A 25,204-nucleotide genomic window follows, 5' to 3' on the forward strand; every position below is an offset into this window, starting at 1 on the left:
GTCGTGGGGCGACCCGTCAGCTGAAGTCGAGGTTCCCGAAGTCGAACGGTGCGGAGACCGTCGACCCGGGCCGATCGTGGAACTTGTTGGCGATGACCGAGTGGTAGTGGTCCGGTTCGTCGGTGACGGCAGGCGGTCCGGTTTCGATGATGATGAGGCTTTCGGCGCCTCCCGTGTCGGGGATGTAGTGTTTCCCGTTCTCGATCGCGTACGCCTCGATGTCCTCGCCGGGGGCGAATCCGTCCGCGTCGACTGCGACGCCGTCTCCGATGGTCGGCTGCCCGAACTGCACCCACAGGCGAGTGCCGGCGCGGTGGCTGTTCTCGGCGAAGTACTCCATCAGGGTCACCCCGTTCCACAGGTACTCACGGTCGGACAGCTCCCCGCTCGTCTGAAAGCGCTCCTCCACCTGCGGGGGCTCGCCGAACACGGTGCTGAGCACGGCGGCCGCCGTCGCGCCATCGTCCTCGTATCCGATGGTGGCGACCACGACGCCGCTGGCGTCAAGCAGTTCGAGCTGGGCGGGTCGGACGGAGATGGTCGTCACGAGGGTGAGCGGGTCGACGGGCGGGGCGGTCTCGATCCCGAACGGCGTCGGCGCGGGTGCCGGGACGGGCGCAGCCGCGACCGTCGCGGCGGGCTGCGGCTCCGAGCCCGGCTCCTCGTCCTCGCCGATCATGCCCGCGGCGATCGACGCCCCGGCTCCGAGACCCAGGGTGAGCAGGATCGCGGTGCTCGCGATGATCGTCCGGTTGCGGGCTCGTCGGCGGGCGGGCGCCGGCTCGCGGGATGCCTCGTCGAGCACGTTGCGCTTCATGGTGACGAGCATGCGGGTGAGCTCGTCACCGGCAGGAGGTTCAGTTCTCATCGACGGTCACCGCGTTCCTCAGTCGTGCGCGATTTCTGGAGACGCGCTGCTTCACGGCGCCGACGGTGAGGCCGAGCTCGTCGGCGACCTCCTGGTAGGGCCGGCCCTCCACGAGGCACAGCTCGCAGATCCGGCGGTCGGTCGGTTCGAGCCGTTCGATCTCGTCCATGACCCAGCGCAGCTCTTCGCGGGCCTGGTCGGCGCGTTCCGACGCGCCGCCGAGACCGGCGCGGTGCGCCGAGTGGGAGTCCGACAGGGCGTCGGCCCGGTTCCTCGCCTGCTTCCGGTTCGCGTTGAACGCCAGGTACCGGCAGGTGACCAGCAGCCACGGCAGCATCGACGCCTCGGCGATCGTGATCGTCGACGCCTTCCGCCACGCGGTGAGGAAGGTGTCCTGGACGACCTCCTCCACATCCATGCGGCTCGGGGCGAGCGCCCATGCGTACCTGGTCACCGCGGCGGCGTGGCGGTCGAAGATCATGGCGAGCGCCTGTTGATCGCCGTCAGCGAGCCGCCCGAGCAGTTCCGCGTCGGTGGTTCCGATGTGCTCCACGTGCACCTCCCTCACCCAGGCGATGTCGGCCGAGCCGAGAAGGTGACAGGGATGTGGAGATTCTTGTCCGGCACGCCGGTCTAGGCGTCGCGACCGCCGGGCGGGCCGATGATGAGCAGGATCGTGAACACCGCGGCGATGCCGAGCACCGACACGATCGTGAGCAGCAGCGGACGCGCGAGGAACCACCGCAGCATCCGGTTGATCGCGTTGCCGTCGGCGGGGTGGCCGGTCGCCTCGCGGCGCCATCCGCCCTCGAGGCGGCCGTCGCGCAGCATCCGGAGCTCGAACGGGATGGTGGCGTAGGGCACGACCGCGAAGAGCACGCCGAGGGCGATGAGCCCGATCGGCCAGCGCTGGTTCACGCCGACGAGCAGCGCGACGAACGCGTAGGCGAGGAACACGAAGCCGTGGATGGACCCGCCGACGAGGACGGCCCAGTCGAGGCCGAGCGTCGCGCGCATGATGAGGCCGGTGATGAGGATCGTCCACGTGATCGCCTCGGCGATCGCCAGCAGCCGGAACAGCCGCTTCGGGGTGAGGCCGGGTGCCACCGAGGTGACGGTCGTGGTCGTGGCGGGCGCGGGCAGGATGGGGGAGTCGGGGGAGCTCACCGAACCATCTTCGCAAGTCGGCCGGAGCGGCGCATCGATCGAAGGTGTGACGCGGAGGCCGGGTGCGGGCCGGCCGCGCCCGGAGCCCGCCGCCGCTCAGCCCTTGCCGCCCTTGCCGTTGCCCTTGCCCTTGCCCTTCCCCTTGCCGGAGTCCGCGCCCTTGCCCGGCTTCTCATCGGTGCCCGACGACGGGCCGTCGTCCCGACCTGCACCGGACTCGCCGCCCGACGACTCCTGCTGCTCGGTCAGTTCGCGGAGGCGCTCCTCGAGGGTCGCCTGCGCATCGAGGAGCCGCTGTCGCTCGGCCTCGCTCTCCGCTGCCAGGATCGCCGTCTCCAGGTCGGCGCGCACGAGCCGCATCGCCGCCGCGATCGCCTCGAACCGGTCGTCGTCCATGCGCCCGCGCGAGTGCTCCCGGTCGAGCCGGTCGGCCATCTCGTCGAGGCCGGCGACGGCGCCGCCCCAGTCGCCGGCGGCGCTCGCCGCGGCGATGGAGTGCACGTCGCCGCGCAGCTGCTCGGCCGTCTCCGCCTCGTACGAAGGCGCCGCGCAGCCCGACAGGGCCAGCAGCACCGCGAGTGCGGTCGCCGCGGCCGCGAGCAGGCCATGCCGAGCGGTCATCTCCCGACGGTAGGCGCCCGGTCCGCTCCGACGCACGGGGTTGACTCGCCCCGCGCTGCTCGTCCGCGCGGGCGCCCCGATGCCGCCGCCGCGCTCCGCGGCTAGGGTGGGCCGGTGGACGATGACCAGGTCCGCGAGCTCGTCGAGTCGAAGCTCGCCACGATCCCCGACTTCCCCGAGCCCGGTGTGGTGTTCCGTGACCTCACGCCCGTCTTCGCCGACGGGCCCGCCTTCCACGCGCTCGCCGAGGCCCTCACCGCGCCGTTCGCGGGCCGCTTCGACGACCTCGCGGGCGTCGAGGCCCGCGGGTTCCTCCTCGCGGGCGCCGCATCGGCGCTGTGCGGGGCGGGCGTCCTGCCCGTGCGCAAGGCGGGCAAGCTTCCGCGCGCCGTCCTGCGCGAGGAGTACGACCTCGAGTACGGCACGGCCGCGCTCGAGGTGCACGAGGGCGAGCTGCCGCCCGGTTCGCGCGTGCTGATCGTCGACGACGTCCTCGCGACGGGAGGCACGGTGGGCGCCGCCGCACGGCTCGTCGAGCGTGCGGGCTGGACCGTGGCCGGCATCTCGGTCGCGATCGAGCTCGAGGGACTCGGCGGCCGCGCGGCGCTCGGCGACCGGTATCCGGTGCACAGCATCCTGCGGTACTGAGCACGGTCGACGGATGCCGCGACGCGCGCCGTGCGTCACGTGTGCGTTCGCTGGCAACCCCGTGGCATCCGCTCGTCGTCGAGGTAGCGTCGGCCCATGGCAGGCGAACCGGATTTCAGCGACCTCACCGCGCTGTACGTGAACTGCACCCTCAAGCGCTCGCCCGAGACGAGCCACACGCAGGGCCTCCTGGATGCGAGCATCCGGCTCATGCGCAAACACGGCGTCTCGGTCGAGGACCTGCGCCTCGTCGATCACGACGTCGCGACGGGCGTCTACCCCGACATGCGCGAGCACGGGTGGCAGTTCGACGCCTGGCCCGACGAGATCTGGCCCCGGGTCGAGGCGGCCGACATCCTGGTGGTGGGCGGACCGATCTGGCTGGGCGACAACTCGTCGATCACGAAGCGCCTCATCGAGCGGCTCTACGCGATGAGCAGCGAGCAGAACGCGAAGGGCCAGTTCGTCTACTACGGCAAGGTCGGCGGCGCGATCATCACGGGCAACGAGGACGGGGTCAAGCACTGCGCCGCGAACATCCTGTTCAGCCTGCAGCACATGGGCTACACGATCCCGCCCGCCGCCGACGCGGGATGGATCGGCGAGGCCGGCCCGGGCCCGAGCTACCTGGACGAGGGCTCCGGCGGGCCCGAGAACGACTTCACCAATCGCAACGCGACGTTCATGACGTACAACCTCATGCACGTCGCGAAGATGCTGAAGGATGCCGGGGGCATCCCCGCGTACGGCAACGTGCGGAGCGACTGGGAGTCGGGGCGGCACTTCGGATTCGTGCCGGCGCCCGACGATCCGAACCCCGAGTACCGCTGACCCGGCGGCGGATGCCCCGGCCCGCGTCGCCGGTCAGACCTGCGCATGCCTCAGTTGTTTTGAGCCATTCAAAACAACTGCTACGTTCGAGCGCATGGCGACCGCGATGCACCGAGACGAGGCCGAGGCGCACCTGCGCGCGGCCGGACTCAAGGTCACGGCGCCGCGGCTCGCCGTGCTCGAGGCCGTGACCGGCAACGGGCACCTCGACGCCGACGCGGTGCACGCGCGCGTGGTCGAGGCGCTCCCCGGCACTCCGCTGCAGTCGGTCTACAACGTGCTCGGCGCACTGCACGGTGCCGGCCTGCTCCGTCGCATCGAGCCCGCCGGGTCCGCCGCCATGTACGAGAGCCGCATCGGCGACAACCACCACCACGTCGTGTGCACGCGCTGCCACGCCGTCGCCGACGTCGACTGCGTCGTCGGCGAGGCGCCGTGCCTCGTGCCGGCCGCCGCGAGCGGCTTCGCCATCCACACCGCCGAGGTCACCTTCTGGGGCCTCTGCGCCGACTGCCAGCGGCAGGCCGCCGGCTAGCCCGGCGGCATCCGCTCGCCCCCGGCGCCCCTGCGCGCCGACCCGCCCCGACCCGGGCGGTGCTCGTCGTGCCCGCACGTCGTGCGCCGCCGCGGCCGCGGCATCCGTCACCGAAGAGAGAAGGACACATGTCGAACCCCGCGACCCCGCCCGTCACGACCACGCAGACGGGCACGCCCATCGCGAGCGATGCGCACTCGCTCACGGTCGGCGCCGACGGCGCCACCGTGCTGCACGACCGGTACCTCGTCGAGAAGCTCGCGCAGTTCAACCGCGAGCGGATCCCCGAGCGCATCGTGCACGCGAAGGGCGGCGGCGCGTTCGGCCGCTTCGAGGCGACCCACGACGTGTCGGCCTACACGCGGGCCGCGGTGTTCCAGCCGGGCGCCGAATCCGAGACCCTCCTGCGCTTCTCGTCGGTCGCCGGCGAGCAGGGCTCCCCCGACACCTGGCGCGACGTGCGGGGCTTCTCGGTGAAGTTCTACACGTCCGAGGGCAACTACGACATCGTGGGCAACAACACCCCGGTGTTCTTCATCCGCGACGCGATCAAGTTCCCCGACTTCATCCACTCGCAGAAGCGCCTGCCCGGCTCGGGCCTGCGCGACGCCGACATGCAGTGGGACTTCTGGACCCTCTCGCCCGAGTCGGCGCACCAGGTCACCTACCTCATGGGCGACCGCGGCCTGCCGAAGTCGTGGCGCGAGATGCAGGGCTACGGCTCGCACACGTACCAGTGGATCAACGCCGCCGGCGAGCGGTTCTGGGTGAAGTACCACTTCCGCTCGCGGCAGGGCGACCTGCACCTGGATGCCGCGACCGCCGAGGCGATCGCGGGCGCCGACGCCGACTTCTACCGGCGCGACCTCTACGAGGCGATCGAGCGCGGCGAGTTTCCGCAGTGGGACCTGCACGTGCAGGTCATGCCGTACGAGGACGCGAAGACCTACCGCTTCAACCCGTTCGACCTCACCAAGGTGTGGCCGCACGCCGACTACCCCCTGATCCCCGTCGGCACGCTCACGCTCGACCGCAACCCGCAGAACTTCTTCGCCGAGATCGAGCAGGCGGCGTTCTCGCCGGCGAACACCGTGCCGGGCATCGCGATCAGCCCCGACAAGATGCTCATGGCGCGCGTGTTCAGCTACCCCGACGCGCAGCGCTACCGCGTCGGGACCAACTACAACCAGCTGCCGGTGAACGCGCCGCACGCGGCATCCGTGCACGACTACTCGCAGGACGGCGCGCAGCGCCATCGCTTCAACGCGCCGAACGCGCCCGTGTACGCGCCGAACTCGTTCGGCGGCCCGGTCGCGTCGCCGGATGCCGCGGGCGAGGGCGGCTGGGAGGCGGACGGCGCACTCGTGCGCACCGCCTACACGCTCCGCGCCGACGACTCCGACTTCGGGCAGGCCGGCACGCTCTACCGCGACGTGTTCTCGGCCGAGGCGAAGGCGCGCCTCCTCGTGACCCTCTCGGGCCAGGCGCATGCGATCACGATCGACGGAATCCGCGAGCGGTTCTTCGAGCACTGGACGAACGTCGACGCCGGGCTCGGCGCCGCGCTGCGCTCGGCGTACGCCGCGGGAGTGAACGCCGACGCGCCGCAGCAGCCGGAGGCCGAGGAGGAGGCCGCGGCCTAGTCGGCGGCACCCGACTGCTCCGCTTCGCGCCGATTGTTGGACAATCGGTGCGGAGCGGAGGGTCGACTCCGGACGCCCGTCTCTTGCCGCGCCCGGGCGCGCTCCGTAGGCTCGGCGCAAGCCCTCGGGAAAGCCCTCTCCGGAGAGCGGGCCCGAGGGTCTGCGCCGCCTTCACCGGCGCATCCGTCTCAAGGGGGAGTCGAAGATGATCCTGCACCCGAGGCCACCGCGCCGCCGTCGCACCACCACCGCCATCGCCGCCGCAGCGGCATTCGCCGTCGCCATCCCGTTCACCGCCGGAGCGCCGGCCTTCGCCGACCCGAACTTCCCGTCGACCGAGGGCAACACCAACATCTCGAGCATCGCCACCTACGCCGACCTGATCGCGGAGCTCGAGCGACTCGAGAAGACCTCGCGCTTCGGCGTCGACGTGTTCACGCTCGCCGAGGCCGGCACCGAGGTGTCGACGTCGGAGCAGGGCCGCGACCTCTACGTCGCGACCGTCGGCGACGGCGACGAGCACGTGTGGCTCCAGGGCCGCATCCACGGCAACGAGCCGTACGGCACCGAGTCGCTGCTCGCGGTGCTCAAGGAGATGGGCACCAACGGCTCGCCCGACTGGACGCTGCTGCGCGAGACCTACACCTTCCACGTCATCCCGATGTACAACCCCGACGGGTCGGAGCTGAACATCCGGCAGACGGTCCTGCAGGACGGCACGGACAAGCGCATCGACCTCAACCGCGACTGGGGCGTGGGCAAGTTCGAGGCCGCCGAGTCCGAGGCGTTCTACGAGTACTGGACCATGGTCGACCCGGCGTTCGCGGTCGACATCCACCACCAGGGCCTGAAGCGCGAGTACGGCACCGGCGACGAGGTCACGCTCTCGCTCGGCATCTCGCTCGCCCCCGGCGGCCCGACGCTGCCCGGCGTCGAAGGCGGCGCGTACGACGTGCTGACCCGCCAGATGCACGTGCACGTGTACGACGAGCTCCAGAAGGCGGGCTACGTCAACATGGACCGCTACCAGGTCGGCGGCAGCCTCGAGATCGACATCAAGGGCGGCGTCGTCTCGGCGATGATGCTCGGCCTCGACCACGAGGGGCTCAACCCCGAGGGCCACAGCAACCCGGCGATCTTCTTCGAGACGAGCGGCAACACGAGCGACGGCAGCCTCGGCCAGAAGGCCCGCGGCAAGTCGATCCGCCAGAACGTCCTCGCGCTCACCGAGCTGCTCGTCGGCATGGCGACCGGCGAGGTGCAGCAGGAGGACCCGGAGCGCTGGGAGGACATCCCCCACGCGCCGGTGACCGGCTACCAGACCGACACCGGGGTGATCCCGATCGGGTACTGACCCTTCGCGGTGCAGGAGGGCGGGGCGGCCGGCGGCCACCCCGCCCTTCGCCGTTCCCGCCCCGTCCCCGCCCCACCCCTCTCGCCCTCCCCGTCCCGCCCACCCTGGTCCGTCCCCGCCCCGTCCCCGCCCGCGGCGAGTCTCCACAAAGCGACCCAACCGTCCGCGGTCGGAGCAGTCTCTGGCAACTCGCGGGGCGGGTCCTCGCGTCGCGACGCGTGCGGCGCTCAGGCGCCGGGTCGAGCGGCGGCGAGTGCGCGCCGAACGCGGTCCACCGTGTCATCCGGATGCCGGAAGAGCCCGCGTGCGCGCACGCGCACCACGCGCCATCCGGCCTCGTGCAGTCGGTCGAACCGCGCGATGTCGTGCTCGTAGGCGAGCGTGCTCGTGCGATGGTGATCGCCGTCGTACTCGACGGCCACCCTGAGGTCCGGGTACGCCAGGTCCACTCGTGCGACGAACCGGCCGTGCGCGTCGCGCACCGCGACGTTGACCTCCGGCTCGGGCAGTCCCGCTCGCACGAGCAGCAGCCGGAGCAGGGTCTCCGGCCGCGACTCGGCGCCGGGACGCGTGAGCTCGAGCGCCGCGACGAGTGCGCGTCGCCCTCGCCCTCGGAAGTCGCGCAGCGCGGCCGCCAGTTCCGACTCGGCGACGTACGGTCGCGGGTCGCGCGGGTCGAGCACGACGGGATCGAGGGCGAGGTGATCCGCGGCCGCGACGAGGTCGGCGACCCCGAGCACGGAGCCGAGCTGCAGCCAGGTCGACGCCGGGGCGGCGACGGGAAGTCCCGCTCGCAGGCGCACCTGCACCGTGCCGGGCCGGAGCTCGTGACCGACCACGCCGCGAGTGCGCGGTGGTCGGTTCGGCGCGAACGCCGACACGTGCAACGGTGCCCACGGGCCCTCCTCGGCCGGCAGCGGCACGCCCCACAGGCGGGCAGCGGTCTCGTGCGAGAAGAACTGCCCGTCGCGCAGGCGCGGGAGGTAGCTGCGGCACCGATCCGCGAGGTCCGTCGCCTCGGCCGTCGACCGCACGCCGTGGAATGGTCGGTGCAGGTCGCCGCCGCGCAGGCGGCCGTCACCGAGGCCGGCTCGGTGCGCTTCGTCCGTCGAGAACGCGCGGTGGCGGAACTCGGTCGGGAGGGGGACCAGTCGCGGCATGCACCTCACCCTGCCCGACGGCGGCGAACCGGCACGCTGCTCGTCCACAGGATGCCGCGGCCGTCGAGCGAGTCGCCGAAAAGCGCGCCACCCGAGCCGCGGAAGGTCGGTTCCCGGCGACTCGACGGGGTGAGTGCGCCCGGGAGGGAGCGCGCGGCTACGCCTCGACGAGGGCGCGGCGCACGACGCTCGTGAAGAAGCCGAGCCCGTCGACGCCCGAGCGCATGGCGGCGGGGGTGTCGGGGCCGAAGCCGGGCTCGACGGCGTGCTCGGGGTGGGGCATGAGGCCCACCACGTTGCCGCGCTCGTTCGAGATGCCGGCGATGTCGCGCAGCGAGCCGTTGGGGTTCACGCCGACGTAGCGGAAGACCACGCGGCCCTCGCCCTCGAGCCGGTCGAGGGTCTCCTCGGATGCGATGAACCCGCCCTCGCCGTTCTTCAGCGGGATCGTGATCTCCTGGCCGGACTCGAAGTCGCGGGTCCAGTCGGTCGAGTCGTTCTCGACGCGCAGCACCTGGTCTCGGCAGATGAACGCGCCGTGGTCGTTGCGGATGAGGCCGCCCTCGAGCAGGTGCGCCTCGGTGAGCATCTGGAAGCCGTTGCAGATGCCGAGCACCGGCATGCCCGCGTTCGCTGCGTCGATCACCTCGGTCATGATCGGGCTGAGCGAGGCGATCGCGCCGCAGCGCAGGTAGTCGCCGTAGCTGAACCCGCCGGGCAGGATGAGCGCGTCGACGCCCTCGAGGTCGTGCGACCCGTGCCAGAGCGCGACGGGCTCGCCGCCCGCGAGCCGCACGGCGCGCTGCGCGTCGCGGTCGTCGAGCGAGCCGGGGAAGGTGATGACGCCGATGCGCATGCGGGTGCCTCCGGGAGGGGTCGGGGTCAGTGGGTCTCGCCCGCGGGCGCTTCGTACCCGTCGTGGTGGGCGGATGCCGCGGCGGCGGCCTCTTCGGCCAGCTCGGCGTTCGACTGCTCGTAGTGGATGCCGACGACGTCCTCGATGACCGAGTTCGAGAGCACGTTCTCGGCCAGGGCGGCCACCTCGGCCTTGACGGCGTCGTCGATCGGTCCCGCGACGGTGAGCTCGAACCGCTTGCCGACGCGGACGCCGCTGATGGACCCGTGCCCGGTGCGGGCGAGGGCGCCGGCGACGGCCTTCCCCTGGGGGTCGAGCAGTTCGGCCTTGGGCATCACGTCGACGACGATGGTGGGCACGGCGGTGCTCCGTTCGGTGGGGACGGTGAGGGTCGCTCCGATTCTACAGAGCACCTGCCGCCGTCGTGTCGCGAGCAGCCCGGGCCGGCTGGGCGCGTCCACCGCCCTCACCGCGGGATCAGCGACGGAAGATCGCCCGGGCGATCGCCCCGACGCCGACGAGCAGTGCGATGCCCGCCGCCGCCGCGATGCCGAGCACCAGCGCCGGGTTCTCGCGGTACTTCTCCTCGAGCCAGTCCGAGGCGTCCTCGAGGAGGTCCTCGGCGTCGTCGAGCGCGTCCACCGTCACGGCCCTGGCCTGGCTCGCGGCATCGGCCAGCGCCGCGGCGCCGCGTTCGGCGGCATCGGCGGCGGCGGTGCGCATCGCGTCGAGGGTCTGGTCGGCCTCGCGTGCGGCGCGGTCGGCGGCGGCCTTCGCCTCGTCGATCGCGGCCTCGACCCGGTCGTCGAGCTCCTCGTTCGACGGGTTCGTCGCATCGGTCATGGAACCGCTCCTTCCCTCGACGCGCGGTCGCCTCTGGCAGGGCGGTCGCGTGATGCCGTCATGCTACGCGCGTCCGCCCACCCCGTGGTCCTTGGAGGCGTCGTCCGCGACGACGCCGTCCTCCGTCGCGGGGAGGTCGCGGAGGTCCGGCCCGCCGTGCGCCGCCGGGTCCTCAGGCGAGGCGGCGTCGCCGTCGGCGGCCGCCGTGTCGATCGACGTGACCGGCCGCTTGGGATCGGGCGAGGCGCTGCCCCGCACGCCGTACGAACCGCTCGCGCCGCTCGAGGCGCCCGTGTCCTGGGTGCCGTCGGATCCGCCCATGCCGTCGGTTCCGTCGATGGCCTCGTCGGCCCCCGCCTTGCTCATCGGCGCCGTCCGAGTGCCCGCGCGATCGTGCCGAGCACCACGAGGCCGGCGACCGCGGCACCGATCACGACGCCCGGGCGGCGCCGGTACTCCTCCTTGACCTTCTCGCTCCATTCGCCGGTGACGCGCTTGGCGTCTTCGGCGAACTTGTCGAGGTCGGCGTTGTCGGCGGCCTCCCTGAAGCGGGCGGCGGCGTTCCTGGCGGCTTCGGCGGCGGCATCCGTCGCCTTGCCGATGGGCGAGCCCGAGGGCGCGCCGACCGAGTCGACGGCCTCGCGGTCACCGCTGTCGACGTCCTCGCCGGGTCCTGCCGGCGCCGCCGTGGGTCCGCTCGAGGGCGTGGTCGGGGCCGTCGAGCCCGAGGCGGTGGAGGTGCCGGTGACCGACTCCGATCCGATCGGCGCGGTCGCGGGCATCGTGGTCGGCGCCTCGGCTCCCGCGCCCCCTCCGATGTCGGTGCGTGTCGTCTTGTCGTCGCTCATGCTCGTCGCTCCTTCGGTCCGGGCGTCCCCACCGTGCAGGGGAGACGCCGCCGAAGCAGTCTCGTCCGTTCCACGCACGGGGTCGAGGCCGTTGACAGGCGGCCGGTCAGCGCGTATCCCGCCGACCGCGCGAGCCTTCGAGCCCGCCAGCCGGGTCCTGCCGTCCCTAGCCGAGCCCGGCGCGCTCGGCGAGCACCGCGCGAAGCACCTCGCGCGTCACCTCGAGCCCGCGATGCAGCTCCTCGAAGCTCGTCGACAGCGGCGCGAGCCCGATGCGCAGCCCGCCGACGTCGCGGTAGTCGGGGATCACGTCGCGCTGCCACAGCCGGGCGGTGACTTCGCGCATGGCGTCGTGCTGCAGGATCACGTGGCCGCCGCGCTCCTCCGGGTCGCGCGGGGAGCCGAGCGTGACACCGAGGGGGGCGAGCCACTCGTCGGCGAGGTCGATCGCGAACTCGGTGAGCGCGACCGACTTCGCTCGGATCGCGGGCATGCCGGCGTCCTCGATCATGTTGAGGGTCTCGCGCATGGCGATCATCGCCGAGATCGGCGAGGTGCCGCTGACGAAGCGACGGATGCCGCTCGCGGGCACGTACTCGGGCCCCATGGCGAACAGGTCGGCGGTGCCGAACCAGCCCTGGATCGGCTGCCGCAGCAGGCGGTGGAGGTCGTCGCGCACGTAGGCGAACGCCGGCGAGCCCGGGCCCCCGTTGAGGTACTTGTACGTGCAGCCGACGGCGAGGTCGAAGTCCCACAGGTCGGCGTGCACGGGCACCGAGCCGGCGGAGTGGCAGAGGTCCCACAGCACGAGCGCGCCGCTGTCGTGCGCGATGCGGGTCAGCTCCGGGGCGTCGGCGAGGTAGGCCGAGCGGTACGAGACGTGGTTGAGGACCACGAGCGCCGTCTTGGGACCGACGGCGTGCGCGAGCTGTTCGGAGGTCACGCCGCGCGTGAGGTCGACGTCGATCCAGCGGAGGCGGCATCCGGTCTCGTGGGCGATGCCCTCGAGCACGTAGCGGTCGGTGGGGAAGTTGTCGCGGTCGACGACGATCTCGCGACGCTCGGGATCGCGCGCGAGCTGGGCGTCGACGGCCGCACGGGCGAGCTTGTAGATGAGCACGGTCGTCGAGTCGCCGATGACCGTCTGGCCGGCCCTGGCCTGGATGACCGCGCGGCCGATCTGGTCGCCGATCTCGTAGGGCAGGCCGAGCCACGACTCGTCCCAGCCGCGGATGAGGCGACCGCCCCATTCCTCGCGCATGAACGCGGCGACGCGGTCGATCGCCGAGGCCGGCGGCCTCCCGAGCGAGTTGCCGTCGAAGTAGACGAGGTCGGTGTCGGCGCCGACGAAGCGCTTGCGGTGGTGCGCGAGGCCGTCGGAGCGGTCCATTCGGCGGGCGTAGGCGAGCCGGGGGTCCATGTCAGCTGGGCTCCAGTTCCTCGGTGGGCACGATCCGGGCGGTGGCGAGCCAGGCGGCGAACTCGTCGGGGTCGACCGGGTCGGCTCCGGCGGGCATCGGGTCGGGGACGAACGTGGCGACGCCCGCGTCCGTCCAGTCGACGTTGCGCTCGGGCCAGGGATCGGCGAGGGCGGCGACGACGGCGGATGGCGCGAGGCCCGCGCGGACGAGCGCGGCGATCTCGTCGCGATTCACGCCGGCAGCGAGGTCGCCGTTGCCGAGGTCGGTGCCGTAGAGCACGCGTCCGCCGGCGCCGTGGAATCGGCGCACGTTGTCGATCGCGATCTCGGCGGCGGCGGCGTCGTCGCGGACGTGGACGGCGAGGGTCGAGATCCATGCCTGGCCGTCGTCCGCCGCGCGGGCGACGAGGGCGTCGTCGAGCCGCTCGGTGAAGGGCGCATGGACGAGCACGTCGACGCCGGCCTCGATCGCGAGGGCCGCCATCCCGGCGCCCTCGGCGTGGACCGCGACGGGGAGCCCGTTCGCCCGGGCGGCCGCGACGACCGCGACGAGCGTCGCGCGGTCGAAGACCGGACCGGCTGCGGTGTTCAGCGCGACCTTCACGACGGAGGCGCCGAATCGGCGCTGCTCGTCGACCGCCGCCTCGACGGGGCTCGCGAGCGCGTGGTGCTCGCGTTCGCGGGCGTCGCCCCCGGTGTCGACCGGGCGGAGCTCGCGCACGCTGCCCGCCGGGGCCCACGGCCGACCGGACGGGTAGCCGCCCGGCGCGGTGAGGAAGGCGCCCGCGTACCGGACGCGGGGCAGGCCCTCGGTGCGCGCGATGGTCGCGATGGCGCCAGGGTCGGCGCCGAGGTCGACCACCGCGGCGATGCCGCCCGCGACCGCATCGTCGGGGTGCGCGAGCTGCAGGTGCACGTGATGGTCGACGAGCGGCGGAAGCATCGTGCCCGTCTCGCCGGGGTGGTCGCCGTTCATCGAGCGCCGCACGCGACGCGCGAGCGGCCCGAGCACGGCGGCATCCGTCATCCGCATCACCCGGGGATCTCGGTGCGGACGGCGAACAGCTCGGGGAAGAACGTGAGCTCGAGCGCGCGGCGCAGGAACGGCGCCCCGCTCGATCCGCCGGTGCCGGTCTTGCCGCCGATGATGCGCTCGACGGTCTTCAGGTGCCGGAACCGCCAGAGCTGGAAGTTGTCCTCGAGGTCGACGAGTTCCTCGCAGGTCTCGTAGGCCGACCAGTTGTGCTCGGGGTCGGCGTAGATGGCGGCGAACACCGGCACGAGCTCCGGCCGGAAGGTCCACGCCTGCGTCACGTCCCGGTCGAGCACCTCCGCGGGGATGTCGTAGCCGGCGCGCGCGAGCAGCCGCAGGAACTCGTCGTACACGCTCGGCGACTGGAGGGCGTGGCGCAGGATGTCGGTCGCCGCGGCATCCGCTTCGAAGACCTGCATCATCTTGGCGTTCTTGTTGCCGAGCACGAACTCGACGGCGCGGTACTGGTACGACTGGAACCCGCTGGCGTTGCCGAGCACGCCGCGGAACTGCGCGTACTCGGTGGGCGTCAGCGTCGCGAGCACCGACCACTGCTCGGTGAGCGTCTTCTGGATGTGCTTCACGCGGGCGATGCACTTCAGCGCCGGGGCGAGCTCGTCGGCGCGCATGAGGTCGCGCGCGGTCTCGAGCTCGTGCAGCACGAGCTTCAGCCAGAGCTCGGTGGTCTGGTGCTGGATGATGAACAGCAGCTCGTCGTGGTGCTCGGGCCGCGAGATGGGCCGCTGCGCCGCGAGCAGGGTGTCGAGGTCGAGGTAGCCCCCGTAGCTCATGCGGTCGCTGAAGTCGGTGACGACGGATGCCTCGATGCGCCGGGTGTTCGCCTCGACGCCGTCGTCGGCGCGCTGCTCGTCGTGTGCTGCCACCCGGCCAGCCTAGCCAGCGGGCCCGGCGGTCCGTCAGGGGTGGCGGCCGGCGCGGGTCCGGGCACCCGGACGGCCGCGTCGGGGGCCGGCGGTAGGGTCGGCGCCATGGAGGAGACGTACCGCTTCACGAGCGAGGTCTACCGGTGGACCGAGCGCGCGTCCGACTCCTGGTACTTCGTCGACGTGCCTCAGGAGGAGTCCGACGAGATCCGGGATCGGCCGAGGATGCCCCGGGGGTTCGGTTCGGTCCGCGTCGAGGCGACGATCGGCGGCACGAGGTGGCGCACGTCGATCTTCCCCGGGCGGGAGCGCTATGCGCTGCCGCTCAAGCGCGCCGTCCGGGACGCCGAGGGCGTCGAGCCCGGCGAGCGGGTCGAGGTCGTCATCCGCACGCTCGACTGACGTGCGCCGCCCGGGAACGGGGAAGGGGCGGTGCGGCGGATGGCCCCCCGGGCAGTGGGCTGCCCGCCATCCGCCGCGCCGCGAACTCGCCCCGAGGGCGAGGTTCCTCCGGTTCGGGTGAAGCGGAGGAGACCTTCCGAATAGTACCCGTGAGACCCCGCCCGGCCAAAGCCGTCCGCGGGCACAACGACCCGGGGCGCCGCACTGCGGGCGGCGTAGATTGTGCTCGTGGAAACGACCGTCACCATGCGCAGGGATGCGCGACGCAATCGCGAGCGCCTCATCTCCGAGGCCAAGCGGCTCTTCGCGGAGCGCGGCATCGACGCCCCGCTCGACGAGCTGGCCAATCGCGCCGAGGTCGGCGCCGGCACGCTCTACCGGCACTTCCCCTCGCGCGACGCGCTCATCCAGGCGCTCTACGACGACGCAGTCGCCGAGCTCCACGCCTACGGACCGCAGATCCTCGCCGCGCCGACCGCATGGGAGTCGGTCGAACGGTGGCTCGAACTGCTCTCGGGCTGGCTCGCCGAGCGCCCCTACATTCCCGGGATCCTGCGCCGGATGGCCCAGATCGACCCCGATCATCGACCCGGCCTGGAGTTCGAGGAGCTGCTGGACGGGATCGTCGAACGCGCCCAGGCGGAGGGGTCGCTGCGCCCCGACGTCACCGCCGTCGACCTCAGCATCCTCATCGACATGCTGGGCTCGCTGGGCCAGTACGGAGGCGCCTACCTCCCGTACTGGCGTCGGCAGCTCACCGTCGTGACCGACGGGCTCCGCGCGCGACCGGATGCCACGCCGCTCCCCGGCGCGGCGCTCGAGTTCGGCGAGTTCCACGACATGTCGCACCGGAAGCGCCCGGCCGACTGACGAGCCGGCCGAATGCCCGCCGACGTCGTGGCCGTTCCGCGCCCGGGAGGACCACCAGAGGGCGACGACCCGTCGCTGGGCCTGGCGCTGAGCGGCGGCGGCGCGTTCGGTGCAGCGCACGTGGGGGTCCTCCAGGTGCTCGCCGAGCGCGGCCTGGCGCCGGGGATCGCCGTCGGCACCAGCTCGGGCGCACTCGTCGCCGCCGCGTACGCGGCGGCGCTCGACCCCGCGGCGATCGAGCGGGCGACGCTCGAGTTCCGCTGGCGCACGATCGCCGGATGGTCCCCGCGCCTGCGCTGGGGTCTCCTCGACTCCCGCGTGCTCGAGGCCGGAGTGCGCCGCGCGCTCGGTCGCGACCCGCTCATCGAGGAGCTTCCCCGTCGGTTCGCTGCGCTCGCCACCGATCTCAGGACCCGGCGGGCGGTCGTCATCGACGACGGGCCGCTGAGCCTCGCGCTGCGTTCGACGATCGCCGTCCCGGGCCTTCTCGCCCCCGTGCCTCGCCGCGGCGCGCTCCTCGCCGACGGCGGCATGGTCGACAACGTCCCCGTCGCGGCCGCCCGCGCGCTCGGCGCGTCGAGGGTCATCGTCGTGCGGCTGCACGCGAAGTGGGAGAACGCGCGCATGATGCGCACCGACGCTCGCGCAGCGGAGCTGGCGCGCGACCCGACGGTCGTGCTCATCCAGCCGGAGATGGAGCGCATGTCGCAGTGGTCGACGTCCGACGTCCCGCGGCTCATCACGGAGGGTCGGCGCGCCGCCACGTCGGCGCTGGACGGCGCGCGCTGAGCCGGCTCCATCGACCGCCGTCCGCTCGGCGACGCCGCCCCCGGGACGAAGGGCCCGACGGACCGGCCGAGCACTTCGTAGGTTGTCGTGCACCGCGGCCCTCCGGGCCGATCCGAAGGGAGTGGACATGTCGACCGACAACCTGATGCTCTACATCGCGACGTATCCGGATGCCGCCTCCGCGGCGGAGGACTACCGGCAGCTCCAGGCGGCGAGGGAGGCCGACCTCGAGGTCGTCTCCTCGGTCGTCATGCACCGGGACGCCGACGGGAAGGTCAGCGTCGACGAGCACGGGACCGGGCAGGTTCCGACGGGCGCGGTCATCGGCGGAGCCGCGGGCCTCGTGGTCGGCCTCTTCGCCCCGCCGCTGCTCGCCGCGACCGCGGTCGGCGCCGGGATCGGGGCGGTCGCCGGCAAGATCGCGGAGCGCCGCGAGGAGAAGAAGATCGGCGTCGACCTGGAGGAGGCGCTGCCGCCGGACTCGTCCGCCATCGTGGCGATCATCGACGATCGCTACCTCGACCGCGTCGACGCCGCGCTCGAGAAGTCGCTCAGGAAGGTCGAGAAGGCGATCGACGCCGACGATTACGAGGCGCTTCAAAAGGCGATCGACGAGGGCGGCGACCGGATCGCGAAGGCGATCGCCTCCTAGCCCGCGTCGGCCGCCTGCGTCAGCCGGTCCACGAGGGCGCGGTAGCGCTCCGCGGTCTGCTCCACGATCTCGGCCGGCAGCGTCGGCGGCTCCTCGGACGCCGAACGGTCCCAGTTCGCGGCGAGCCAGTCGCGCACGATCTGCTTGTCGAAGCTCGCCATGCGCACCTCAGGGGTGGGGCCGGTGAGGTACGCCTCGAGGTCCCAGTAGCGGCTGGAGTCGCTCGTGAGCACCTCGTCGGCGAGGGTCACGATGCCGAGCTCGCGATCGGCGCCGAACTCGAACTTGGTGTCCGCCAGGATCAGCCCGCGCTCCTCGGCGACCTCCGAGGCGTGCGCGAACACCTCGAGCGAGATCGCCCGCAGCTGCTCGGCGACGGTCTCGCCGACGAGCTCGACCGTGCGCTCGTACGAGATGTTCTCGTCGTGCTCGCCGAGCGGGGCCTTCCACGCGGGCGTGTAGATCGGCTCGGGCAGGCGGTCGCCGTCCGACAGGCCCGCGGGCAGGCGGATGCCGCCGATGCCGCCGGTCGCGACGTACTCCCTGTATCCGCTGCCGGTGAGGTAGCCGCGCACGACGCACTCGACCGGGAACATGTCGAGCGCCCGGCACAGCATCGCGCGGTCGGCGACGTGCGAGGGGATCTCCGGCAGGTCGGCGTAGCGGTCGTCCTCGGCGTAGGCGAGGTGGTTCGGCACCTCGGGCAGCTGGTCGAACCACCACCGGGTGAGCGACGTGAGCAGCGCGCCCTTGCCGGGGATCTCCGGGTCGAGCACCTGGTCGAACGCACTGACCCGGTCGCTCGCGACCACGAGGACGACGGGCGAGAGACCGAGCGGGTCGCCGGTCCACGTGTCGTCGTCGGTCATGAGCGCGGTCGGAACGTACAGGTCGCGCACCTTCCCCGAGTACACGAGGGTCCAGCCGGCGAGGTCCGTCACATGGTTCATGCCCGTCTCCTTCTCGGTGCCGCCGCCGACCGTCGGCCGGCCGCGCGTTCGTCAGTCCGCGACCCGCGCGGCGATGTCGGTGCGGTACTGCCCGCCCTCGAGCCGCAGGTGTCCCAGCGCCTCGTAGGCGCGGCGGCGGGCCTCGGCGAACCCGTCCCCGACCGCGACAACGTTGAGCACGCGGCCGCCGGTCGCGATGAGGTGCGGCTCCCGGTCGTCGGCGCTCGACCCGACGGCGGTCGCGGCGTGCGCGAGGTGCACGCCGGGCACGGATGCCGCGGCGAGCAGCCCGTCGATCCGGCGGCCCGTCTCGGGCGCCTCGGGGTAGCCCTCGCTGGCGAGCACGACCGTCACCGCGGCATCCGGCCGGAACTCGGGCCGCGGGTGCTCGGCGAGCCGTCCCGTCGCGGCGGCGTAGAGCAGGCCGGAGAGCGGCGTGGACAGACGGGGGAGCACGACCTGCGTCTCGGGGTCGCCGAAGCGTGCGTTGAACTCGATGACGCGGATGCCGCGGCTCGTGATGATGAGCCCCGCGTACAGCAGCCCGATGAACGGCGTCTGCTCCTCGTCGAGGCGGCGGATGGTGGGCAGCGCGATGGTCTCGATGACCTCGTCGACGAACGCCTGCTCGCTGCCGAAGCGCTCGTCGAGCCAGGGCAGCGGCGAGTAGGCGCCCATGCCGCCGGTGTTCGGGCCCTCGTCGCCGTCGCGGAGGCGCTTGTAGTCCTGCGCGGGCGACAGCGGCACGACGTTCGAGCCGTCGGAGAGCAGGAACAGGGACACCTCGGGTCCGTCGAGGAACTCCTCGACGAGCACCGGCCCCTGCTGCAGGTAGTGGGCGGCGTGCGCGAGCGCGGCCTCGCGGTCGTCGGTCACGAGCACGCCCTTGCCCGCGGCGAGCCCGTCGGCCTTGACGACGTACGGCGAGCCGACCTCGTCGAGCGCGGCGACGACCTTGGGGAGGGAGTCTACGAGCGCGGCGCGGCCGGTGGGCACCCCGGCGGCCTCCATCACGCGCTTCGCGAAGGTCTTCGAGCCCTCGAGCTGGGCGGCGGCCCGGGCCGGGCCGAACGTCGCGATCCCGCGGGTCCGGAGGGCGTCGGCCACGCCGGCCACGAGCGGCGCCTCGGGGCCGATCACGACGAGCTCGATGTCGTTGTCCATCGCGTAGTCGGCGACGATCACCGGATCGGTCGGGTCGAGCGCGATGGTCTCGACGCTGCCGCGGGCCGACGACGTGGCGGATGCCGCGATGCCCGCGTTGCCGGGGGCGGCCACGATCTCGTGCCCCGCCTCCTCGTCGAGCAGGGCCAGGATGATGGCGTGCTCGCGCGCGCCCGAACCGAGGACGAGGATTCTCACTCCGTCAGGCTACCGGAGCGCCCTCGCCGCGACACCGGGCGTGACGTGGGGGAGGATGGGGTGCATGGCACGCGCGCGGATCGGCGACGACATCGGGAGGGCGGCCGTCGGCGTGGTCGCGCGGGTCGGCGGCGACGGGCTCGCTGCGGGGGAGCCGCCGGCGGTCGATCGCACGACCCTCGCGCTCGCGGTGCGGTACACGCTGCAGCTGCTCGCCGAGCAGGCGCCCGGCGGTTCGGTCGAGGTGCGCGTGCCGCCGTACGGCGCCGTGCAGTGCGTCGAGGGCCCGAGGCACACCCGGGGCACCCCGCCGAACGTCGTCGAGACGGATCCCGCGACCTGGCTCGCGCTCGCGACCGGTCGCCTCGACTGGGAGGGCGCGCGGGCGACCGGTCGCGTGCACGCCTCCGGGCAGCGAGCCGACCTCACGGGCGCGGTCCCCGTCATCGACGCCGACCGGTTGCGGTGAGCCCCGCACCGGGCACCGCATCCATCGCGCGCCGAGGTGCGTGGGGGAGAATGGCCCCGTGACCGATGCGCCGAACCGACCCGACCCGACCGAGCGCGAGCCGACGGCCCCCGGCGAGTCCGCATCGCCGGGGGCGCCGGAGTCATCCGTCGAGCGCGTCGAGCACCCGGACGCCGCGCATCCCAGGGTCGAGCGCATGGAGGTCGACCCGGACCAGCCGGGCGAGCACCTCGAGACCGAGGTGACGAGCGACGCCGTGACGGTGCGCCGCGCACCGCGCTACCCGGCGTTCATCCTCGCCGGCGTCGCCGTCGGCGTCGTCGTCGCGCTCGTGCTGACGTTCGCGTTCCCCGAGAACGCAGAGTTCGATCGCGGGCAGGTGTTCGGGTTCCTCCTGCTGTGGGCGGGGGCGATCGGCGCGGCGCTCGGCGGCGTCGTGGCGCTCGTGGTCGACCGGATGCTCACGAAGCGCGGCCGCGAGGCGGTGGCCGAGCACGAGGCCACGCACTACGTCGAGGACGACCGGGCCTCCTGACCGAGGGCGCCGCCGGGCCGGGGTCGGGTCGCGGCCTTCAGCGCGCCCGAGCGGCGACGAGCATCCGCTCGAACGCGTCGACGCTGCCGGCCGCGCGCTCGAGGTCGGCGCGGCGCAGCACCGGATGCCACGGGCCGCCCGACTCGCGCACGAGCACGACGGGCAGCCCCGCGACCGCGATCGCGGCGAGCGCGGCGGCATCCGTCACCTCGTTGCGGTGCGCGAGCGCGAACGGCGCGCCCAGCCGGACCACCATCGCGTCCCACGCGGGCTTGCGCCGCCACGTGTGCGTGATGTCGCACAGGGCGCACTCCGCCCGGCCGAGCAGGTGCCCGATGACGTAGCTCGCCTCGCCGATCACGCCGCCGTCCGCGTCGTACACGCCGAGGTACTCGATCGTCGCCGCAGCGGATGCCGCGGCATCCGTCGTCTCACCCATGACGGCATGTTCGCAGCGAAGGCTGGGGCGATGCCGTGGCGCGGCTGGAAGGCCGCCCGGACCGGGCGTCAGCTGAGCTGGGTGCGCTCGACCCAGTCGAGGTACTCGGGCGTCACGGTGCCCGTGACGTACTCGCCCGTGAAGCACGAGAGGTCGAGCTCGCCGATGCCGGTGCCGTCGGTGATCGCGGCCTGCAGGTCCGCCACCTCCTGGTAGATCATGTGGTCGGCGTTCAGCTCGCGCGCGATCTCGGGGATCCTGCGGCCGTGCGCGATGAGCTCGGCGCGGCTCGGCATGTTGATGCCGTACACGTGCGGGTAGCGCACGGGCGGCGCCGCCGACGTGAAGGTCACCTTGTTGGCGCCCGCGGCCCGGGCCATCTCGACGATCTCCTTCGAGGTCGTGCCGCGCACGATCGAGTCGTCGACGATGAGGATGTTCTTGCCCTTGAACTCCGTGCCCATGGCGTTGAGCTTCTGGCGCACCGAGCGCTTGCGCTGCGCCTGGCCCGGCATGATGAACGTGCGGCCGACGTAGCGGTTCTTGTAGAACCCCTCGCGGTACTCGATGCCGAGCTTCTGGGCGACCTGCATCGCCGCGGGCCGCGACGAGTCGGGGATCGGCATGACGACGTCGACGTCGCCCTTGTCCATGTGGGTCTCGATGGTCGTCGCGAGGCGGTCGCCCATCCGCAGGCGCGCCTCGTACACCGAGATGCCGTTCATGATCGAGTCCGGGCGGGCGAGGTAGACGTACTCGAACGAGCACGGCACGAGCCGGTGGTCCGGAGCGCACTGGCGCGAGATCATCTCGCCGTCGAGCGTGACGAAGATCGCCTCGCCCGGCTCGACGTCGCGCACGACCTCGTAGTCGCCGTTCTCGAGGACGAGCGACTCGGAGGCCACGATCCACTCGTCCCTGCCCCCCTCGGTCGTGCGCTTGCCGAGGATGAGCGGCCGGATGCCGAACGGGTCGCGGAAGGCGAGGAGGCCGTAGCCCGCGATCATCGCGATGACGGCGTAGGAGCCCTCGACCCGCTCGTGCACGAGCTCGACGGCGCGGAAGACCTGGTCGGGATCGAGCTCGAGGCCCGTGATCCGGCCCTGCAGCTCGGTCGCGAGCACGTTGAGCAGCATCTCGGTGTCGCTCGTGGAGTTCACGTGGCGCCGGTCGATGCGGAAGAGGTCGCCCGAGAGCTCGCGCGTGTTCGTGAGGTTGCCGTTGTGGACGAGGATGATGCCGTACGGCGCGTTCACGTAGAACGGCTGCGCCTCCTCCTCGCGTTCGGCGGCGCCCTTGGTCGTGTAGCGCACGTGCCCGAGGCCCATGGTGCCGAGCAGGGAGCGCATGTCGCGCGTGCGGAACGCCTCGCGCACCTGGCCCCGCGCCTTGTGCATGTGGAAGACGGAACCGTCGGCCGTGGCGATGCCCGTCGAGTCCTGGCCGCGGTGCTGCAGGAGCAGCAGGCTGTCGTAGATCTGCTGGTTGACGGGCTCGGTGGAGACGATGCCGACGATGCCGCACATGCGCGCGATGGCTCCTCGTGGGGGTGGGTGGGAGTCCGAGCTGGACGATCAATCCTCCCACACGCGCGCGTGTGAGCCGGCTGGGCGGATGGCGCTGCTCACGTGAGCACGCGACCGCGCGCGACGCCCGGCGTGGATGCCGACCGCGCAAACGGTGAACGCTACTGCACCTCGTCGGTTTCGCGCGGAGTTTTTCGGGTGAGCGCGACCACGCTGTCGGAATCCGCGAAATCCGGACCCCCTCCTACCCCCGTACGGGGGTCACGTGGCAGGCTCACCGCACCGAACACCCCGGGCCGGAACCCTACCTCCGGCTCGGACCGCCTACAGAAAGGGCAACCGATGAAACGCTCCTTCCGTGCCGGCCTCGCCGGCGTGGCGCTCGTCGCCTGCGGCCTGCTGGCCGCGCCGCTCACGGCGAACGCCGCCCCGCCCGAGGTGCCGCCGGGCGTCGAACGCCGTGCCGTCCCGGCCGCCGAGCAGGCCGCCGCCGCGGGGTACTGGACGCCCGAGCGCATGCGCTCGGCCATCCCCGCCGACGTGCTCGTCGAGGGCAAGCGCGCCGCCACGCCCGCGCCCCAGGTCGCCGCGGGCGCGCCCGTGACGTACGGCAAGCCGGTCAAGGGCGGCGCCCCCCAGCCGAACGCCACGAACGAGAACCCGGTGCGGAACGTCGGCAAGGTCTTCTTCACGCTCGGAGGCGCCAACTACGTGTGCTCCGGCAACTCGGTGAGCGCTCCGAACGCGAGCCTCGTCTCGACGGCGGCGCACTGCGTGCACTCGGGCCCGGGCTCGTACGCCACGAACTGGGTCTTCGTCCCCGCGTACCAGAACGGCAGCGCACCCTACGGTCGCTGGACCGCGACCGCGCTCGTCGCCCCGTCGCAGTGGACGCAGAGCGGCGACCTGAGCTACGACGTCGCCTTCGCCAAGGTCGCCCCGCTCTCGGGCCGGACCCTCTCGGCGACCGTGGGCTCGACGCCCGTCGCCTTCAACCAGGCGCGCGGCCTCTGGTACAAGGCGTACGGCTACCCGGCGGCGTCGCCGTTCAACGGCCAGACGCTCAAGGGGTGCTCGGGCACCGCGACCCAGGACCCGTACCGGCAGACCGTGTCGCAGGGCATCCCGTGCGACATGACCGGCGGCTCCTCGGGCGGCCCGTGGTTCCTCTCCTCGGGGGCGCAGAACTCCGTGAACAGCTTCGGCTACAACGCCATCCGCAACACCATGTTCGGGCCGTACTACGGCTCGGTGGCGCAGAGCACCTACTCGGCCATCGCGTCGTACTGACGCGATCAGCGGGGCGCCGCGGGACGGGCGCCCCGCACCCTCCCCGGGCGCGCACCCCGCGTCCCGAGGTGCCGAGCAACGACTTCCGGGCGTTCCCGGGAGCGGGAAGCCGATCCGGCTCCCGGCGATCGACGACGACGCGACGACCGGCTCACCGACGACCGGGCCGCCGCCCGACGAAAGGACCATCCGTCCATGAAGCTCACCTCGTTCCGCGCCGCCCTCACCGGCGCGGCCCTCGTCGCGTGCGGCCTGCTGGCCGTGCCGACCGCGGCCTCGGCCGCACCGCCCGCCCCGCCGCCCGGCATCGACCAGCGCGCCGTGCCCGCCGCCGAGGCGGCCGCCGCCGCCTCGTACTGGACGGCGGAACGGATGCGCTCGGCGATCCCCGCCGACGTGCTGCTCGCCGGCAAGTCGGCGTCGACGCCGGCGAAGCAGGTCGCCGCCGGTGCGCCCGTGACGTACGGCAAGCCGAGCGCCGGCGGCGGGTCGGCGACGCCGATGGCGGCCGCCGAAGCCCCGGTGGCGAACATCGGCAAGGTCTTCTTCACGCTGGGCGGGAAGAACTACGTGTGCTCCGGCAACTCGGTGAGCGCCGCGAACGCGAGCCTCGTCGCGACGGCCGCGCACTGCGTGCACGCCGGGAAGGGCAAGTACGCGACGAACTGGGTGTTCGTGCCGGCGTACCAGAACGGGAGCGCGCCGTACGGCCGCTGGACGGCGACGACCCTGACCGCGCCCACCCAGTGGACCCGCGGCGGCGACATCACCTACGACACCGCGTTCGCGAAGGTCGCTCCGCTGAACGGCCGCACGCTCGCGGCCGCGGTCGGCGCCACGCCGATCGCCTTCAACCAGGCCCGCGGCCTCGCGTACGAGGCGTTCGGCTATCCCGCCGCCGCGCCGTTCGACGGGCAGACCCTCCAGTCCTGCGCGGGCACCGCGAGCGCCGACCCGTACGGCCAGACGCAGTCGCAGGGCATCCCGTGCGACATGACGGGCGGGTCGTCGGGCGGACCCTGGTTCCTCTCGTCGGGCGCGCAGAACTCGGTGAACAGCTTCGGGTACAACAACATCCCGAACGTGATGTTCGGGCCGTACTACGGGTCGGTCGCGCAGTCGACCTACGCGACCGCCGCGGCGGGCTGATCCGCTGCACCGGAGCGCCCCGCGCACTCGTCGGTGCGGGGCGCTCCGTCGTGCCGGCGG

Annotated in this window: 30 protein-coding genes; 13 read left to right on the plus strand and 17 right to left on the minus strand. The window is 72.7% G+C overall.

All coding sequences use genetic code 11. The features are described 5' to 3' along the window. Positions 1–16: 16 nt before the first annotated feature. The 4 genes from WBQ80_RS08790 to WBQ80_RS08805 all read right to left on the minus strand — a co-directional run bounded on the left by WBQ80_RS08790 (position 17) and on the right by WBQ80_RS08805 (position 2,656). Complete coding sequence (locus WBQ80_RS08790) at positions 17–868, minus strand: hypothetical protein (protein WP_336572104.1); 852 nt, start codon at positions 866–868, stop codon at positions 17–19. Further along, positions 858–1,421 (minus strand): RNA polymerase sigma factor, encoded by a 564-nt coding sequence (locus WBQ80_RS08795; protein WP_336572103.1) that lies wholly within the window; start codon positions 1,419–1,421, stop codon positions 858–860. The genes WBQ80_RS08790 and WBQ80_RS08795 overlap by 11 nt, the downstream gene beginning before the upstream one ends. A gap of 80 nt (positions 1,422–1,501) precedes the next feature. Then, the gene (locus WBQ80_RS08800; RefSeq protein WP_336572102.1) at positions 1,502–2,035 is read right to left on the minus strand and encodes a DUF3817 domain-containing protein; all 534 of its coding nucleotides are present in this window, start codon (positions 2,033–2,035) and stop codon (positions 1,502–1,504) included. A gap of 96 nt (positions 2,036–2,131) precedes the next feature. Next, complete coding sequence (locus WBQ80_RS08805) at positions 2,132–2,656, minus strand: hypothetical protein (RefSeq protein WP_337282522.1); 525 nt, start codon at positions 2,654–2,656, stop codon at positions 2,132–2,134. A gap of 114 nt (positions 2,657–2,770) precedes the next feature. Here WBQ80_RS08805 and WBQ80_RS08810 point away from each other — a divergent pair, with 114 nt between their 5' ends. From WBQ80_RS08810 to WBQ80_RS08830, 5 genes are all read left to right on the plus strand, one after another. Beyond that, positions 2,771–3,304 (plus strand): adenine phosphoribosyltransferase, encoded by a 534-nt coding sequence (locus tag WBQ80_RS08810; protein WP_336572100.1) that lies wholly within the window; start codon positions 2,771–2,773, stop codon positions 3,302–3,304. Between the two features lie 96 nt (positions 3,305–3,400). Next, positions 3,401–4,135 (plus strand): flavodoxin family protein, encoded by a 735-nt coding sequence (locus WBQ80_RS08815; protein ID WP_336572099.1) that lies wholly within the window; start codon positions 3,401–3,403, stop codon positions 4,133–4,135. A gap of 94 nt (positions 4,136–4,229) precedes the next feature. Then, positions 4,230–4,670: a Fur family transcriptional regulator gene (locus tag WBQ80_RS08820; RefSeq protein ID WP_336572098.1), complete on the plus strand. Its 441-nt coding sequence runs from the start codon at positions 4,230–4,232 to the stop codon at positions 4,668–4,670. Between the two features lie 128 nt (positions 4,671–4,798). Continuing rightward, a complete protein-coding gene (locus WBQ80_RS08825) occupies positions 4,799–6,313 on the plus strand; it encodes a catalase (protein WP_336572097.1) in 1,515 nt (504 codons plus the stop codon). A 205-nt stretch (positions 6,314–6,518) separates the two neighbouring features. After that, the gene (locus WBQ80_RS08830; RefSeq protein ID WP_336572096.1) at positions 6,519–7,667 is read left to right on the plus strand and encodes a M14 family zinc carboxypeptidase; all 1,149 of its coding nucleotides are present in this window, start codon (positions 6,519–6,521) and stop codon (positions 7,665–7,667) included. A gap of 227 nt (positions 7,668–7,894) precedes the next feature. Here WBQ80_RS08830 and WBQ80_RS08835 read toward each other — a convergent pair whose 3' ends face one another. The 9 genes from WBQ80_RS08835 to kynA form a co-directional block, all read right to left on the minus strand. Further along, on the minus strand, positions 7,895–8,827 hold the full coding sequence (locus WBQ80_RS08835; protein WP_336572095.1) for an endonuclease domain-containing protein: 933 nt from the start codon (positions 8,825–8,827) through the stop codon (positions 7,895–7,897). Between the two features lie 157 nt (positions 8,828–8,984). Continuing rightward, on the minus strand, positions 8,985–9,683 hold the full coding sequence (purQ, locus tag WBQ80_RS08840) for a phosphoribosylformylglycinamidine synthase subunit PurQ (RefSeq protein ID WP_336572094.1): 699 nt from the start codon (positions 9,681–9,683) through the stop codon (positions 8,985–8,987). 26 nt (positions 9,684–9,709) lie between these two features. Then, entirely contained in the window at positions 9,710–10,042 is a 333-nt protein-coding gene (purS, locus tag WBQ80_RS08845; RefSeq protein ID WP_336572093.1) for a phosphoribosylformylglycinamidine synthase subunit PurS, read from the minus strand. A 118-nt stretch (positions 10,043–10,160) separates the two neighbouring features. Next, positions 10,161–10,526 (minus strand): hypothetical protein, encoded by a 366-nt coding sequence (locus WBQ80_RS08850; protein WP_336572092.1) that lies wholly within the window; start codon positions 10,524–10,526, stop codon positions 10,161–10,163. A gap of 63 nt (positions 10,527–10,589) precedes the next feature. Beyond that, positions 10,590–10,892 (minus strand): hypothetical protein, encoded by a 303-nt coding sequence (locus WBQ80_RS08855; RefSeq protein ID WP_336572091.1) that lies wholly within the window; start codon positions 10,890–10,892, stop codon positions 10,590–10,592. Beyond that, positions 10,889–11,374 (minus strand): hypothetical protein, encoded by a 486-nt coding sequence (locus WBQ80_RS08860; RefSeq protein WP_336572090.1) that lies wholly within the window; start codon positions 11,372–11,374, stop codon positions 10,889–10,891. The genes WBQ80_RS08855 and WBQ80_RS08860 overlap by 4 nt, the downstream gene beginning before the upstream one ends. Before the next feature lie 166 nt (positions 11,375–11,540). Then, the gene (locus WBQ80_RS08865; RefSeq protein WP_336572089.1) at positions 11,541–12,764 is read right to left on the minus strand and encodes a kynureninase; all 1,224 of its coding nucleotides are present in this window, start codon (positions 12,762–12,764) and stop codon (positions 11,541–11,543) included. 31 nt (positions 12,765–12,795) lie between these two features. Then, complete coding sequence (locus WBQ80_RS08870; protein WP_336572088.1) at positions 12,796–13,821, minus strand: amidohydrolase family protein; 1,026 nt, start codon at positions 13,819–13,821, stop codon at positions 12,796–12,798. Positions 13,822–13,826: 5 nt separating this feature from the next. After that, on the minus strand, positions 13,827–14,711 hold the full coding sequence (kynA, locus tag WBQ80_RS08875; protein WP_336572087.1) for a tryptophan 2,3-dioxygenase: 885 nt from the start codon (positions 14,709–14,711) through the stop codon (positions 13,827–13,829). Between the two features lie 105 nt (positions 14,712–14,816). On the opposite strand from kynA, the gene WBQ80_RS08880 reads away from it, so the two are divergent. The 4 genes from WBQ80_RS08880 to WBQ80_RS08895 all read left to right on the plus strand — a co-directional run bounded on the left by WBQ80_RS08880 (position 14,817) and on the right by WBQ80_RS08895 (position 17,424). Then, complete coding sequence (locus WBQ80_RS08880) at positions 14,817–15,113, plus strand: DUF1905 domain-containing protein (RefSeq protein WP_336572086.1); 297 nt, start codon at positions 14,817–14,819, stop codon at positions 15,111–15,113. A gap of 228 nt (positions 15,114–15,341) precedes the next feature. Beyond that, positions 15,342–15,983 (plus strand): TetR/AcrR family transcriptional regulator, encoded by a 642-nt coding sequence (locus WBQ80_RS08885; RefSeq protein ID WP_336572085.1) that lies wholly within the window; start codon positions 15,342–15,344, stop codon positions 15,981–15,983. Between the two features lie 12 nt (positions 15,984–15,995). After that, on the plus strand, positions 15,996–16,772 hold the full coding sequence (locus WBQ80_RS08890; protein WP_336572084.1) for a patatin-like phospholipase family protein: 777 nt from the start codon (positions 15,996–15,998) through the stop codon (positions 16,770–16,772). Positions 16,773–16,899: 127 nt separating this feature from the next. Then, on the plus strand, positions 16,900–17,424 hold the full coding sequence (locus WBQ80_RS08895) for a DUF1269 domain-containing protein (protein WP_336572083.1): 525 nt from the start codon (positions 16,900–16,902) through the stop codon (positions 17,422–17,424). On the opposite strand, the gene WBQ80_RS08900 is transcribed toward WBQ80_RS08895, so the two are convergent. Continuing rightward, complete coding sequence (locus WBQ80_RS08900; RefSeq protein ID WP_336572082.1) at positions 17,421–18,374, minus strand: phosphoribosylaminoimidazolesuccinocarboxamide synthase; 954 nt, start codon at positions 18,372–18,374, stop codon at positions 17,421–17,423. The genes WBQ80_RS08895 and WBQ80_RS08900 overlap by 4 nt on opposite strands. Before the next feature lie 51 nt (positions 18,375–18,425). Beyond that, on the minus strand, positions 18,426–19,736 hold the full coding sequence (gene purD, locus WBQ80_RS08905) for a phosphoribosylamine--glycine ligase (RefSeq protein WP_337282523.1): 1,311 nt from the start codon (positions 19,734–19,736) through the stop codon (positions 18,426–18,428). Between the two features lie 64 nt (positions 19,737–19,800). On the opposite strand from purD, the gene WBQ80_RS08910 reads away from it, so the two are divergent. Continuing rightward, positions 19,801–20,205 (plus strand): sterol carrier family protein, encoded by a 405-nt coding sequence (locus WBQ80_RS08910; RefSeq protein ID WP_336573342.1) that lies wholly within the window; start codon positions 19,801–19,803, stop codon positions 20,203–20,205. A gap of 58 nt (positions 20,206–20,263) precedes the next feature. Beyond that, entirely contained in the window at positions 20,264–20,740 is a 477-nt protein-coding gene (locus WBQ80_RS08915; protein ID WP_336573343.1) for a hypothetical protein, read from the plus strand. A 37-nt stretch (positions 20,741–20,777) separates the two neighbouring features. Here the strand turns inward: WBQ80_RS08915 and WBQ80_RS08920 are convergent, their stop codons facing one another. Next, entirely contained in the window at positions 20,778–21,179 is a 402-nt protein-coding gene (locus tag WBQ80_RS08920; protein ID WP_336573344.1) for a hypothetical protein, read from the minus strand. A 68-nt stretch (positions 21,180–21,247) separates the two neighbouring features. Continuing rightward, positions 21,248–22,705 (minus strand): amidophosphoribosyltransferase, encoded by a 1,458-nt coding sequence (gene purF, locus WBQ80_RS08925; protein ID WP_336573345.1) that lies wholly within the window; start codon positions 22,703–22,705, stop codon positions 21,248–21,250. 342 nt (positions 22,706–23,047) lie between these two features. Here purF and WBQ80_RS08930 point away from each other — a divergent pair, with 342 nt between their 5' ends. Both WBQ80_RS08930 and WBQ80_RS08935 read left to right on the plus strand, forming a co-directional pair. Continuing rightward, positions 23,048–23,995, plus strand: coding sequence for a trypsin-like serine peptidase (locus WBQ80_RS08930; RefSeq protein ID WP_336573346.1), 948 nt, complete (start codon positions 23,048–23,050; stop codon positions 23,993–23,995). Positions 23,996–24,190: 195 nt separating this feature from the next. Beyond that, positions 24,191–25,144, plus strand: a complete 954-nt coding sequence (locus tag WBQ80_RS08935; RefSeq protein WP_336573347.1) for a trypsin-like serine peptidase — start codon at positions 24,191–24,193, stop codon at positions 25,142–25,144. Positions 25,145–25,204: the final 60 nt, after the last annotated feature.

Source organism: Agromyces sp. CCNWLW213 (assembly GCF_037199545.1).
Classification (GTDB): domain Bacteria; phylum Actinomycetota; class Actinomycetes; order Actinomycetales; family Microbacteriaceae; genus Agromyces.